10 protein-coding genes and 1 riboswitch are annotated in these 12808 nt (G+C 60.2%); of the genes, 1 reads left to right on the forward strand and 9 read right to left on the reverse strand.

The features are described from left to right. Positions 1-22 precede the first annotated feature (22 nt). Positions 23-2641: an alanine--tRNA ligase gene (alaS, locus tag LJX92_RS20150; protein ID WP_032879836.1), complete on the reverse strand. Its 2619-nt coding sequence runs from the start codon at positions 2639-2641 to the stop codon at positions 23-25. A 146-nt stretch (positions 2642-2787) separates the two neighbouring features. After that, positions 2788-3792, reverse strand: coding sequence for a low-specificity L-threonine aldolase (gene ltaE / locus LJX92_RS20155; RefSeq protein WP_223017824.1), 1005 nt, complete (start codon positions 3790-3792; stop codon positions 2788-2790). Between the two features lie 190 nt (positions 3793-3982). Continuing rightward, a riboswitch (FMN riboswitch) is annotated at positions 3983-4152 on the forward strand. Positions 4153-4265: 113 nt separating this feature from the next. Here ltaE and LJX92_RS20160 point away from each other — a divergent pair. Beyond that, the gene (locus LJX92_RS20160) at positions 4266-4775 is read left to right on the forward strand and encodes a 6,7-dimethyl-8-ribityllumazine synthase (protein ID WP_078822112.1); all 510 of its coding nucleotides are present in this window, start codon (positions 4266-4268) and stop codon (positions 4773-4775) included. A gap of 71 nt (positions 4776-4846) precedes the next feature. Here the strand turns inward: LJX92_RS20160 and astE are convergent, their stop codons facing one another. The 7 genes from astE to LJX92_RS20195 form a co-directional block, all read right to left on the reverse strand. After that, on the reverse strand, positions 4847-5851 hold the full coding sequence (gene astE / locus LJX92_RS20165; protein ID WP_148853739.1) for a succinylglutamate desuccinylase: 1005 nt from the start codon (positions 5849-5851) through the stop codon (positions 4847-4849). A gap of 11 nt (positions 5852-5862) precedes the next feature. Then, positions 5863-6150 (reverse strand): hypothetical protein, encoded by a 288-nt coding sequence (locus LJX92_RS20170; protein ID WP_003175651.1) that lies wholly within the window; start codon positions 6148-6150, stop codon positions 5863-5865. Between the two features lie 26 nt (positions 6151-6176). After that, entirely contained in the window at positions 6177-7523 is a 1347-nt protein-coding gene (astB, locus tag LJX92_RS20175) for an N-succinylarginine dihydrolase (protein ID WP_228308865.1), read from the reverse strand. A 154-nt stretch (positions 7524-7677) separates the two neighbouring features. Further along, positions 7678-9144 (reverse strand): succinylglutamate-semialdehyde dehydrogenase, encoded by a 1467-nt coding sequence (gene astD, locus LJX92_RS20180; protein ID WP_228308866.1) that lies wholly within the window; start codon positions 9142-9144, stop codon positions 7678-7680. Then, entirely contained in the window at positions 9144-10169 is a 1026-nt protein-coding gene (gene astA / locus LJX92_RS20185) for an arginine N-succinyltransferase (protein WP_228308867.1), read from the reverse strand. The genes astD and astA overlap by 1 nt, the downstream gene beginning before the upstream one ends. Positions 10170-10220: 51 nt before the next feature. Next, positions 10221-11240, reverse strand: a complete 1020-nt coding sequence (gene aruF / locus LJX92_RS20190) for an arginine/ornithine succinyltransferase subunit alpha (RefSeq protein ID WP_005790628.1) — start codon at positions 11238-11240, stop codon at positions 10221-10223. A gap of 128 nt (positions 11241-11368) precedes the next feature. Beyond that, positions 11369-12589, reverse strand: a complete 1221-nt coding sequence (locus LJX92_RS20195; protein WP_032879829.1) for an aspartate aminotransferase family protein — start codon at positions 12587-12589, stop codon at positions 11369-11371. Positions 12590-12808: the final 219 nt, after the last annotated feature.

Here is a 12808-nt window from a genome sequence, read left to right on the forward strand (position 1 = left end):
CCACGGGCCGATTAACAGTGCCTTAAATACCTGCCTCGACAAACGGCACGGTCAAGGCCAGGGCCGCATCCAGGGCACCGGCATCTACACCACCGCCTTGTGCCATGTCCGGACGACCACCGCCCTTGCCGCCCACTGCCGCAGCGGCTTGCTTCATCAAATCACCGGCCTTGAGTTGGCCAGTCAGGTCTTTGGTTACACCGGCAACCAGAACGACCTTATCCTCATGGACACTGCCGAGCAGGATCACTGCGCGGCCGAGCTTGTTCTTCAACTGATCGACCAAGGCCAACAACGCCTTGCCGTCCTGACCGTCCAGGCGCGCCGCCAGAACTTTCACATCCTTGACGTCAACCGCCGAGGCCGACAGATCATCGCCCGCAGCGCTGGCCGCCTTGGCCTGCAACTGCTCCAGCTGTTTCTCCAGCGCACGGTTGCGCTCCAGCACGGCAGACAGTTTGTCGATCAGATTGTCACGGCTGCCCTTGACCAGGCTGGCCGCTTCCTTGAGTTGTTCTTCGGCGGCATTGAGGTAAGCCAGGGCCGCAGCACCGGTCACCGCCTCGATACGACGCACACCGGACGCCACACCACCTTCGCTGATGATTTTCAGCAGGCCGATATCGCCGGTACGGTTAGCGTGGATACCACCACACAGCTCGACCGAGAAGCTACCACCCATGCTCAGCACGCGAACTTCGTCGCCGTACTTCTCGCCAAACAACGCCATGGCGCCCTTGGCCTTGGCGGTTTCGATATCAGTTTCTTCAGTTTCTACCGGCGTGTTCTTGCGCACCTCGGCATTGACAATATCTTCCAGCGCCTTGATCTGCTCAGGCTTGATTGCTTCAAAGTGGCTGAAGTCAAACCGCAGGCGCTGGCTGTCGACCAACGAGCCCTTTTGCTGAACATGCTCGCCCAGCACTTGACGCAAGGCAGCGTGAAGCAGGTGAGTGGCCGAGTGGTTCAACGCAGTTGCGTGCCGTACGTCGGCATCGACCTGGGTATCCACTGGTGCGCCGACGGTCAGGCTGCCCAGCACCAACACACCGTGATGCAGGAAAGCACCGCCGGTCTTGGTGGTGTCGCGCACCTCGAAACGGCCGGACGTCGAGCTGAGGAAACCACAATCACCAATCTGGCCACCTGACTCGGCGTAGAACGGGGTCTGGTCCAGCACCACCACGGCTTCTTCGCCTTCGCTCAATACATCGACCGACTTGCCGTCTTTATAGATGGCAACGATCTTGGCCGAGCCGGCGGTAGCCTTGTAGCCGATGAACTCGGTGGGCACGTCAACCTTGACCAGGGTGTTGTAGTCCAGGCCAAAGGAGCTGGCGGAACGCGCACGCACACGCTGGGCTTCCATCTCACGCTCAAACCCGGCTTCATCGATGGTCAGCTCGCGTTCACGGGCGATATCGGCGGTCAGGTCCATCGGGAAACCGTAGGTGTCGTAAAGCTTGAACACCACGTCGCCCGGTACCACAGAGCCTTTGAGCTCAGCCAGGTCCTGCTCGAGAATCTTCAGGCCGTGCTCCAGTGTCTTGGAGAACTGCTCCTCCTCGGCCTTGAGTACGCGCTCGATATTGCTCTGCTGCTGCTTGAGTTCCGGGAAGGCATCGCCCATCTCGGCAACCAGTGCAGCCACGATTTTGTAGAAGAAGCTGCCGGTGGCACCCAGCTTGTTACCGTGACGGCAGGCGCGACGGATGATGCGACGCAGCACGTAGCCACGCCCTTCATTGGACGGCAACACACCATCGGCAATCAGGAAGCCACAGGAACGGATGTGGTCCGATACCACTTTGAGCGACGACTGGCCTTCATTGGTGCAACCAATGGCCGCAGCCGAAGCGCTCAGCAGGTTGGTGAACAGGTCGATTTCATAGTTGGAATGAACGTGCTGCATGACCGCACTGATCCGCTCCAGGCCCATGCCGGTGTCCACCGACGGCGCCGGCAGCGGATGCAACACGCCATCGGCGGTGCGATTGAACTGCATGAACACGTTGTTCCAGATTTCGATGTAACGGTCACCGTCTTCATCCGGCGAGCCGGGTGGGCCACCCCAGATGTCCGCACCGTGATCGTAGAAGATCTCGGTGCAAGGGCCGCACGGGCCGGTATCGCCCATGGTCCAGAAGTTATCGGAAGCGTAAGGCGCACCCTTGTTGTCGCCGATGCGAATCATGCGCTCGGCAGGTACACCGATTTGCTGGGTCCAGATGTCATAGGCTTCGTCGTCCGTCGCGTAGACGGTAACCCAGAGTTTTTCCTTGGGCAGTTTCAGCACGCCGGTGAGGAAGGTCCAGGCGAAGGTAATCGCATCCTTCTTGAAATAGTCGCCGAAACTGAAGTTACCCAGCATTTCGAAGAACGTGTGGTGACGCGCGGTGTAACCGACGTTTTCCAGGTCGCTGTTCTTGCCGCCGGCGCGTACGCACTTCTGGCTGCTGGTGGCGCGAGTATAGGCGCGCTTTTCCTGGCCCAGGAAACAGTCCTTGAACTGGTTCATCCCCGCGTTAGTGAACAGCAGGGTGGGGTCATTGCCTGGGATCAAGGAGCTGGAGGCTACACGGGTGTGACCTTGCTCTTCGAAGAAGCGAAGGAAGGCTTCACGGATTTCTGCGCTTTTCATTAGGTTCTTCCACGGAGGCTGCGGCCAAAGGCCAGTGCGCAACATCATCAGACGGAGCGACGGCAAAGGGCCGCATTATATCGGCCCTTCGCCGGTGGTACAGCGTGTTTATGTGATAGAAACAGTCAATTAGACGGTCTGCACTGTCATTTCTGCGAAAATGCGACGAATGTCTGCACGACTTGCTCGATCTGTGCCCGGCTGACATCCAGATGCGTGACCATACGCAGGCGCGGCGCGGCACTCAACTTGATCCCGCGCTCTGCGGCAAAGGCTTTCAACGCCTGCGCCTGCTCGCCAATGTGCACATAGACCATGTTGGTCTGCACCGGCTCCACCGTGTAACCGACCTTGCGCAGCTCATCACCCAGCCACTGCGCGTTGGCGTGGTCCTCGGCCAGGCGCTGTACCTGATGATCCAGGGCATACAGCCCCGCTGCCGCCAACGAACCTGCCTGACGCATTCCGCCACCGACCATCTTGCGCAGGCGCCGGGCCTTGGCGATCAACGCCGTGGAACCGCACAGCACCGAGCCGACCGGTGCACCAAGGCCCTTGGACAGGCACACCGACACCGAATCGAAATGCTTGGCGATGTCACGCGCATCCACCCCCAGCTTGACCGCTGCGTTGTAGATCCGCGCCCCGTCCAGGTGCAAGGCCAGGCCATGCTCACGGGTAAACGCACGCGCCTTGGCCAGGTACTCCATCGGCAGGACCTTGCCTTGCATGGTGTTTTCCAGCGCCAGCAAGCGCGTGCGGGCAAAGTGGAAATCGTCAGGCTTGATCGCCGCCAGCACGTGGTCAAGGTCCAGGGAACCGTCCGCTTGCACTTCCAGCGGCTGCGGCTGGATCGAACCCAGCACGGCCGCCCCGCCGCCTTCGTATTTGTAGGTATGGGCCTGCTGGCCGACGATATATTCCTCGCCGCGCTCACAGTGGGCCATCAATGCCAGCAAATTGCTCATGGTGCCAGTGGGCACGAACAGCGCGGCGGCGAAGCCCAGACGCTTGGCCAGTTCCGCCTCCAGCTTGTTGACGCTGGGGTCTTCGCCATAGACGTCATCACCGCTGACGGCGCCGGCCATCGCGTCGAGCATACCGGGGGTGGGTTGGGTCACGGTGTCGCTGCGCAGGTCAATCACGGTCATGAAGGGGGCCTCTAACGGAATGGATAAATCCTTTTGTGTGTGATTACTGCGGGCAAAGCCACGCAATATCAAGCCCCCACTGCATTCAATCGAATACCAACCAAACAAACCGATATAGCTTATCGATACGGCAACCGTGCAGTTTTTGAAAAACCGTGTTAAAAACTCTCCGCCGCCAGGGTTCTGGCGGCAACGTTCTCAGGGCGGGGTGCAATTCCCCACCGGCGGTAATTGCACGCAATGTGCATAGCCCGCGAGCGCTTGGCGCCTCGAACTGCTCCGGCAGGACGGCGACAAGGTCAGCAGACCCGGTGTGATCCCGGGGCCGACGGTCATAGTCCGGATGAAGAGAGAACGGGATTGGCACCTAAGGGCCGCGCACTGACCTCATGCTTGCATGACGCCGTTGTGCATACCCTTAAATCCCATTCGATTCATAACGCCCTGTTTTTTTCTTAAACAGGAGTCAGAACATGCAACCCACCGCAATCGACAGCAAAAGCAAAAACCATCACGGCGAGCGCATCGCGTTTGTCCAGGCCTGCTGGCACAAGGATATCGTCGACCAATCGCGCAAAGGCTTTCTTGCCGAAATGATCGCCCAGGGCTATCAGGAATCGGACATCGACTTCTTTGAAGTCGGCGGTGCCTTTGAATTGCCCCTGCACGCCAAGTTGCTGGCCAAGACCGGTCGCTATGCCGGCATCGTCGCCGCCGCACTGGTGGTGGATGGTGGCATCTACCGGCACGAATTCGTGGCCCAGTCAGTGGTCAGCGGTTTGATGCAGGTTCAACTGGAAACTGAAGTGCCGGTGTTCTCGGTGTCCCTGACGCCGCACCACTTCCACGCCGGCAGCGAGCACACTACGTTCTTCTATGAGCACTTCGTGCACAAGGGTCAGGAAGCTGCGCGTACCTGCGCCGATACCCTGCACAAGGTGCGGGCGATCCGCCGTAGTGAGCCGCGCGCCGTAGCGGTATAAACAACACCGCAAAACAAATATGGGAGGGGGCTTGCCCCCTCCCATATTTGTATCCAGGTAAGGTTTACGAGCTAGGCCAGGCCGGAATCCGTGGTCGGCACGATCAATATCCCCGCCCGCAAACCATTTTTCACCTTGGGGTTGGGAAAGATGATCCGCGCACCCTCCTCCTCGATCACCCAGCGCGTCTTGGCCACGTCTTCGGCCAGCAGATAACCCTTTTCCAATTGCGAAAAGTTTTCCACATCCGCCGGCAGGTGCATCAGGAAGGCGTCGCTGTGCTTGATGACCTCGCGAGAGACGGCAAACAGTTGCAGGCCGTCCAGGCTTTCTGTCGGCGGCTCATCGCCTTCAATGATGTGCTTGAGGCGCGCCTCCAGCCGGGACACGTCCACGCTCTGGTTCTGCCCGAACGGCCGGGCCTTGCCCAGTTCCAGGGTGAAGGCTTCGGCTTCCAACTGTTCGTAGGTAAACGCAGTGAAAGTGATCGAGGTTTTGTTCTGCAGCAATACCGCTTGCATACCGCCGGCGTTCAGGCGCGCCAGTTCACGGCGCGAATGCTGACGCCCCTCCTTCCACGGGTAGAGGGCAAACTGCTCGATCTTAGAGCCACGAATCGCGGTGTGCAGGTCGTAGTGCAGGCGTGATCGACCGGGCTGGCTGAAAAAACTGCGCGCCAGTTGCTCGAGTTCGGCAGCGCGCATGGCCTCGGGGCCGATGTTGCTTTCATGCCGGCCGTTGAACAGCCGGTTGATGTCCAGTTCGAGATAACGCTCGCCGCGGCGCATGGCCTCGGGGTTGCCGAACAGGAACAGAATACGGGAGCGGGGTTTGATTTCCCCACGGGCGATGCCATGCAACAGGCGGTCGAGCAGTTCGATCGGCGCGGTTTCGTTGCCATGGATGCCGGACGACAGCAGCAGGTCGCTGCCATTGTCCCGAGCCTCAGGGGGGCGCACTTCGAGCGCGCCCTCGCTGAGCCAGCGCATCTGCACGCCGTCGACAGTCAGTTGAATTTTTTGCGCCGGTTCGCGACCGGCGAGGGTCAGTTCAAGCAGTTTGCCGAGGGCGAGCATAAGCAGCTTCCTTAGTGGTTGCAGCCAGGACCATGGACGTGATCGTCGTCATCACCCTCAACGTCGGCCGGTTCCATTTCCAGTTGCAGGCTCATAAGGTTGGTCGCCAAGGGACGCATCAGCAGGTTGGCGTACTCGGCGTCGCCCTCTTCCACGTCCACACCAATCAGAAGTTGGCCACGGCCGTCGTGCTGGATCCAGATCTCCTTGCCCTGCCAGACCACGGCAACGCGGGTGCAGGAAGTTTCAAGCTGGGTGCCGTCGGTGTCTTCAAGGATCAGCTTCAGGGTGTCGGTCATAAATAAAATATCTCAGCCGTATGGCGTTAATTGATCTGGAAAGGATAAACCGAGCCCAGTTTAAGGATTTGCGTCAGTTCATCCAGTGCCGTCCGGCACTCAAGCAACAACTGCGGGTCAGCCAGGTCGGTTTCGCGCAGGCTGTCGCGGTAGTGCTTGCCAACCCATTGGGTCAGGGTTTCGTACAGTGGCGCGGTCATGATAACGCCTGGATTCACCGCCGCCAGTTCGGTTTCGTTCAAGGCGACGCGCAAACGCAGGCACGCCGGGCCGCCGCCGTTCTGCATACTTTGCTTGAGGTCGAACACTTTGACTTCGCGGATCAGCCCACCGGAGCTGGTCAGGCCCTGCAGGTAGTGCCACACACGCTCATTGCTGCGGCACTCTTCCGGCACAATCAGCAGCATCGAACCGTCAGGGCGGGTCAGCAACTGGCTGTTGAACAGGTAGGAACGCACCGCGTCCTCGACACTGACCTGGGCACGGGGTACGCAGACGGATTGGAAGTTGCCGCCCAGCTTGCCCAACTTGGCTTGCAGCTCGGCGAGCATCTGTTCGGTGTTGAGGAATGCGTCCTCGTGGTAGAACAGCATCTCGCCGTTGCCCACCGCGATTACATCGTTGTGGAACACGCCGGCATCGATCACCGCCGGGTTCTGCTGGGCGTAGACCACACCGTCATCCTTCAAGCCGTGCAGGCGCGCGACTGCCTGGGATGCTTCAAGGGTCTGGCGCGCCGGGTACTTCTGCGGGGCCGGGTAACGGCTGTCGAAGGCACTGCGGCCAAACACGAAGAACTCAACACCGGCCTCACCGTACTCACGGCAAAAGCGCGTGTGGTTGGCCGCGCCCTCATCACCGAACTGCGCCACCGCCGGCAAGGCGGCGTGGTGGGCAAAGTGCTTTGCATCGGCGAACATCGCGCCCAGCACGCGGCTGGTGGTGGGGTGTTCGATGCTGCGATGGTACTTGCAGTTGAGGTTGGCGGCGGTGAAATGCACGCGACCGTCTGCGGTATCAGCGCTCGGGCTGACAGTGGCCGCGTTGGCTACCCACATGCTGGAAGCCGAGCAGCTCGCTACCAGCAACGGCATGGCCTGCTTGGCCGCTTGCTGAATTACCTGGGCGTCGGTTCCGCTGAAACCCAGGTTGCGCAAAGCAGCCACATCCGGGCGTTCCTGGGGCGCCAACACACCTTGCACAAAGCCCATGTCCATCAGGGCTTTCATTTTCTGCAGGCCCTGCAACGCCGCTTCCTTGGGGTTGGAATGTTGCTGGCTGTTGCTTTGGGATGCGACGTTGCCGAAAGACAAACCGCCGTAGTTATGGGTCGGCCCCACTAGACCGTCAAAATTGACTTCACAGGATTTCATCGGCGAGGCTCCACGAACATCTGTTTTTATAGGCATCAAATTACTGAATACACCACAGTTCAAATGTGGGAGGGCGCTTGCTCCCGATAGCAGGGTGTCAGTTGACTAATTAGGTGACTGACACACCGCCATCGGGAGCAAGCCCCTCCCACGTTCAGATCAGTGTAATGCCAGGGGTCAACGTGGCTGGCACCACCAGACTCGGCGTTTCCAGCGACGCCACCGGATACGCACAATAATCGGCCGCGTAATACGCACTGGCCCGATGGTTACCCGAGGCCCCTACCCCGCCAAACGGTGCGGTACTGGCGGCGCCGGTCAACTGCTTGTTCCAGTTGACGATACCGGCACGGCTTTCCAGCCAGAACTGCTGGTAACGCGCTTCGCTATCCGACAACAGGCCAGCGGCCAGGCCGTATTGGGTGTTGTTGGCCTCTGCGATTGCCTCGGCGAAATCCGCGTAGCGAATCACCTGCAACAGCGGGCCGAACAGTTCTTCGTCTTCGCGCTCGGTTACGCCGGTCACGTCGATGATGCCTGGGGTCAGCAATGCGGCCTGATCCTGTGGCTGGGTCATTTCCAGCAGCGCTACGGCGCCATTGGCCAACATCAATTCCTGGGCGTCCATCAAGGCTTTCGCCGCGCCAAGGGAGATTACCGAGCCCATGAACGGCGGTGGTTGCTGGTCGAACGCACCGACTTCAATCGTTGCGCTCACCGCCACCAACCGCGCCAGCAATGCATCGCCCCAGGCGCCTTCCGGCACCAACAAGCGACGGGCGCAGGTGCAACGCTGACCAGCCGAGATAAACGCAGACTGGATGATGGTGTAGACCGCCGCATCCACATCGGCCACTTCATCCACGACCAGCGGGTTGTTGCCGCCCATTTCCAGGGCGAGGATTTTGTCCGGGCGTCCCGAAAACTGCTGATGCAGATGATTGCCGGTGCGGCTGGACCCGGTGAAGAACAAGCCGTCTATGCCGGGGTTGGCGGCCAGGGCGATGCCGGTTTCCCGCGCGCCTTGCAGCAGGTTCAACACGCCCGCCGGCAGCCCGGCTTCGATCCAGCATTGCACAGTCAGCTCGGCAACTTTCGGGGTCAGCTCGCTGGGTTTGAACAGCACGGTATTACCCGCCAGCAAGGCCGGGACGATATGGCCGTTGGGCAAATGCCCGGGGAAGTTGTACGGGCCGAACACCGCCACCACGCCGTGAGGCTTGTGACGCAATACCGCGGTGGCGTCACCCAATGGGCCGCTCTTTTCGCCGGTGCGCTCACGATAACTCTGCACCGAGATGGCGATCTTGTTGGCCATGCTGGTGACTTCGGTAGCCGATTCCCACAAGGGTTTACCGGTTTCCTCACCAATGCAGCGGGCAATTTCATCGGCACGGCTTTTCAGGGTGCTGGCAAAAGCTTCCAGCACGCTGATGCGTTCTTCCAACGGCAGACGAGCCCACGCGGGGAATGCCTGGCGTGCCGCCTGCACGGCGGACTCGACCTGCTCGGCGGTGGCGCCGTTGCCGGCCCACAATACCTGCTGGGTCACCGGGTTGCGCGATTCGAACAACTCACCCTGGCCGGCCAGCCAGCTACCTGCGATATACAGCGAATTCATTACTTGGACTCCCGAGCAGCAGACAACGGTACGGCACGCACTTGATCACCCACCACCAGCTGCAGGCGCTTGGCGGTCTGCGGATCAACCACCAGGGTACCTGCCGCCAGCCGGGCCGGAGCAGCAGTGATACGGCACTCCTCGCGCTTGCGGTTATGGATCAGGAACGGCGTGGCGTCGTCCCCCGGCGTGCCGATGGCCAACACCAGCGACTGGCTGTCGCGCACCGCACGGATTTTGCTGGTTTCACACTCTACCGCTGGGCCTGCATCGAAGATATCGACATAGCCCTGATAGCTGAACCCTTCGCTCTTGAGCATACTCAGGGCCGGCTCGGTGTCCGGATGGACCTTGCCGATCACGTTGCGCGCATCCTCGGACAGGAAGCAGCTGTACAGCGGAAACTTCGGCATCAGCTCGGCGATAAACGCCTTGTTGCCCACACCGGTAAGGTAGTCGGCCTGGCTGAACTCCATTTTGAAGAAGTGTCGACCCAGGCTTTCCCAGAACGGCGAACGCCCGGCGTCGTTGGATACGCCGCGCATCTCGGCAATGATCTTGTTGCCGAACAATTGCGGGAACTCCGCGATAAACAACATGCGCGCCTTGGCCAACATGCGGCCGTTAAGACCGTTGCGATAATCGGCATGCAAAAACAACGAGCACAATTCGGAATTGCCGGTGAGGTCGTTGGCCAGAAACAGCGTCGGAATCTCGCGGTAGATATTCAGCTCCTGGGAGGCGCTGACGGTCAGCCCGACCCGGAAGTTGTACCAGGGCTCACGCAAGCCCACGGCACCGGCAATGGCAGAAATGCCGACCACGCGGCCTTCATCGTTTTCCAGCACGAACAGGTAGTCGGCATCGCCGCGCCCGGCTTCGCAGCGAAAGGTTTTTTCCGCCCAGCCAACCCGGTGGGTCAGGCGCTCTTCGTTGGCCGGCAAAGTGGTGAGGCCGGTGCCGGTGCTGCGCGCCAGATCAATCAGGGCCGGTAAATCGCTGCTGCGTACGGGACGAACGATCATGCTATCTCCTCGAACGGGCCGCTGTTGTCAGCCACCCGCGAAACTCTGTTTTTATACCGCAACCAAACGCACGCTCGCGCCTTCGCCAACGCCCAGGGCTTCGGCGGCCGCCAGGTCCAGGGTTACTGGCTTGCCTGGCGCATAGTCCAGCTCCAGCATCACCGCGCGGTAATCCTGCAACTGCGCGTTACTCACCAGGTACTGGCGACCGACGCCCTTGACCATCTCGCCGATCTTCACCGGTACCACGCGGCTCTGGGCGATCGAGCGAATACCCGAAACCCGTGCATGTAGCGTCGGGCCACCGTCGAAGATGTCGATGTAGTGATCGGTCTCGAAACCTTCGCGCATCAGGATATCGAAGGTGATCTGCGCACGCGGGTGCACCTGGCCCATGGCTTCCTGGGCTTCGTCCGGCAACAGCGGCACGTAGATCGGGTAATGCGGCATTAGCTCGGCGAGGAAGGTGCGGCTTTTCAGCCCGCACAGGCGCTCGGCGGCAGCATAGTTGAGGTCGAAGAAGTTGCGACCGATGGCGTCCCAGAACGGCGAATCACCGTTTTCGTCGCTGTAGCCGACAATCTCGGTTACCACCGAATCGGCAAAGCGCTCGGGGTGGCTGGCAACGAACAACAGGCGGCCACGGGAGTTAAGTTCCGACCAGGGCGATCCGACCAATTCCGGCACCACGTAGAAACTGGTGAGCAGGCTGTTCCCGGTCAGGTCATGGCACTGGGAAAGCACGTGGATCTTGTTATGGATCTTCAGCTCTCGGGAGGCGTGCACGAAGGTTTCGTTACGGAAACTGTAGAACGGCTCGGAGTAGCCGGCTGAAGCAACGATGGCCGAGCAACCGGCGAGCTTGCCGGTATCGGTGTCTTCAAGCACGAAGAAATAGCTCTCTTCACCGTTGAAGCTTACCTCGGCCGCGAAAGAAGCTTCGCTGGCGGCGATTTTGTCGCTCAGGCGTTCCACATCGTCTGGCAAGGACGTAACACCAATCGGGCTGTCTGCAGCCAGACGCTGTACCTCGCCCAGATCAGCCATTTGCGCGGGGCGCATCACCAGCATGGTGTTACTCCTTAACTCGAAAAACTCATAGAAAAAAATACCGGACAGGTCAGGAACAACACTGTTCCTAATGTGGGAGGGGGCAAACCCCCTCCCACATTTGATCCGGTCCGGCAGATAGATTTGTATCAGGCTTGGGTCAACGTCTTCACAGCACGCTCAAAACGATCCAGCCCTTCGTTGATATCCGCCTCTTCCACCACCAGGCTCGGCGCAAAACGCACCACGTCCGGGCCAGCTTGCAGGATCATCAGATTCTCTTTTTCGGCCGCGTTGAACACGTCCTTGGCCTTGCCTTTGAAGGCATCGCTGAGCACGCAACCGATCAGCAGGCCCATGCCACGCACCTCGGTGAAGATGCCGTATTGCGTGCCGATCTGCTCCAGGCGCGCCTTGAACAAGTCATGCTTGGCGTTAACGCCGGCCAATACTTCTGGCGTGTTGATCACGTCGATCACCGCTTCGGCCACTGCGCACGCCAGCGGGTTGCCGCCGTAGGTGGTGCCGTGGGTGCCGACCACCAGGTGCTTGGCCAAGTCTTCACGGGTAAGCATCGCCGCAATCGGGAAACCGCCGCCCAGGCTCTTGGCGCTGGTAAGGATGTCCGGCGTCACACCGTAATGCTGGTAGGCAAACAGGTGGCCGCTGCGGCCCATGCCGGTTTGCACTTCGTCGAACACCAGCAGCGCGTCGTTCGCGTCGCACAGTTCGCGGGCACCTTGCAGGTAAGCCAGTTCAGCCGGCAGTACGCCGCCTTCACCCTGGATCGGTTCCAGCACTACGGCGCAGGTCTTGCCCGACACAGCGGCCTTCAGCGCAGCCAGATCGTTATAAGGAACGTGGGTGATGCCGGTGATTTTAGGCCCGAAACCATCGGAGTACTTGGACTGGCCGCCGACGTTGACGGTGAACAGGGTACGGCCGTGGAAGCTGTTCAGCGCGGCGATGATCTCGTATTTCTCGCTGCCGAAACGGTCAAAGGCCACACGACGGGCCAGCTTGAACGCAGCCTCATTGGCCTCGGCGCCGGAGTTGCAGAAGAACACGCGATCGGCAAAGGTGGCGTCGATCAGCTTGTGGGCCAGGCGCAGCGCCGGCTCGTTAGTAAAGACGTTGGACACATGCCACAACTTGTTGGCCTGTTCGGTCAGTGCACCGACCAGCGCCGGGTGGGCGTGGCCCAACACGTTGACCGCGATGCCGCCGGCAAAGTCGATCAGCTCACGACCTGCTTGATCCCACACGCGCGAACCTTGGCCACGCACAGGGATAAAGGCGGCAGGTGCATAGTTAGGCACCATTACTTGGTCGAAATCGGCACGTTGCACCGGGGCTTGCTCAACGGACATCGGAGTCTCCTGAAGAGGAACGCCTGCCTGGAACTGGCGGGCGATGCAGGGATTGTAAGGACAGTTTTCAGTAGGGCCTTGCCGCCAAGCGACAACTTCTTATAGCGCCAACCCGCGTTTTTAGCGGGTTTACGCCAATGCGACAAATAGCGTCGCAATGGCGCAGTTTAAACGCTGCGCCAGGTTTGCGTCAGGGTTATCCAGTGAAAGGGTTGCGCC

It is taken from the genome of Pseudomonas sp. HN8-3, from assembly GCF_020790195.1.
Classification (GTDB): Bacteria; Pseudomonadota; Gammaproteobacteria; order Pseudomonadales; family Pseudomonadaceae; genus Aquipseudomonas; species Aquipseudomonas synxantha_A.

Bases quoted from the DNA above. Each gene is read 5' to 3' on its own strand.
- LJX92_RS20160 (WP_078822112.1), top strand. From the start codon at position 4,266: ATGCAACCCACCGCAATCGACAGCAAAAGCAAAAACCATCACGGCGAG.
- ltaE (WP_223017824.1), bottom strand. From the start codon at position 3,792: ATGACCGTGATTGACCTGCGCAGCGACACCGTGACCCAACCCACCCCC.
- astB (WP_228308865.1), bottom strand. From the start codon at position 7,523: ATGAAATCCTGTGAAGTCAATTTTGACGGTCTAGTGGGGCCGACCCAT.
- alaS (WP_032879836.1), bottom strand. From the start codon at position 2,641: ATGAAAAGCGCAGAAATCCGTGAAGCCTTCCTTCGCTTCTTCGAAGAG.
- astA (WP_228308867.1), bottom strand. From the start codon at position 10,169: ATGATCGTTCGTCCCGTACGCAGCAGCGATTTACCGGCCCTGATTGAT.
- LJX92_RS20170 (WP_003175651.1), bottom strand. From the start codon at position 6,150: ATGACCGACACCCTGAAGCTGATCCTTGAAGACACCGACGGCACCCAG.
- astE (WP_148853739.1), bottom strand. From the start codon at position 5,851: ATGCTCGCCCTCGGCAAACTGCTTGAACTGACCCTCGCCGGTCGCGAA.
- aruF (WP_005790628.1), bottom strand. From the start codon at position 11,240: ATGCTGGTGATGCGCCCCGCGCAAATGGCTGATCTGGGCGAGGTACAG.
- LJX92_RS20195 (WP_032879829.1), bottom strand. From the start codon at position 12,589: ATGTCCGTTGAGCAAGCCCCGGTGCAACGTGCCGATTTCGACCAAGTA.
- astD (WP_228308866.1), bottom strand. From the start codon at position 9,144: ATGAATTCGCTGTATATCGCAGGTAGCTGGCTGGCCGGCCAGGGTGAG.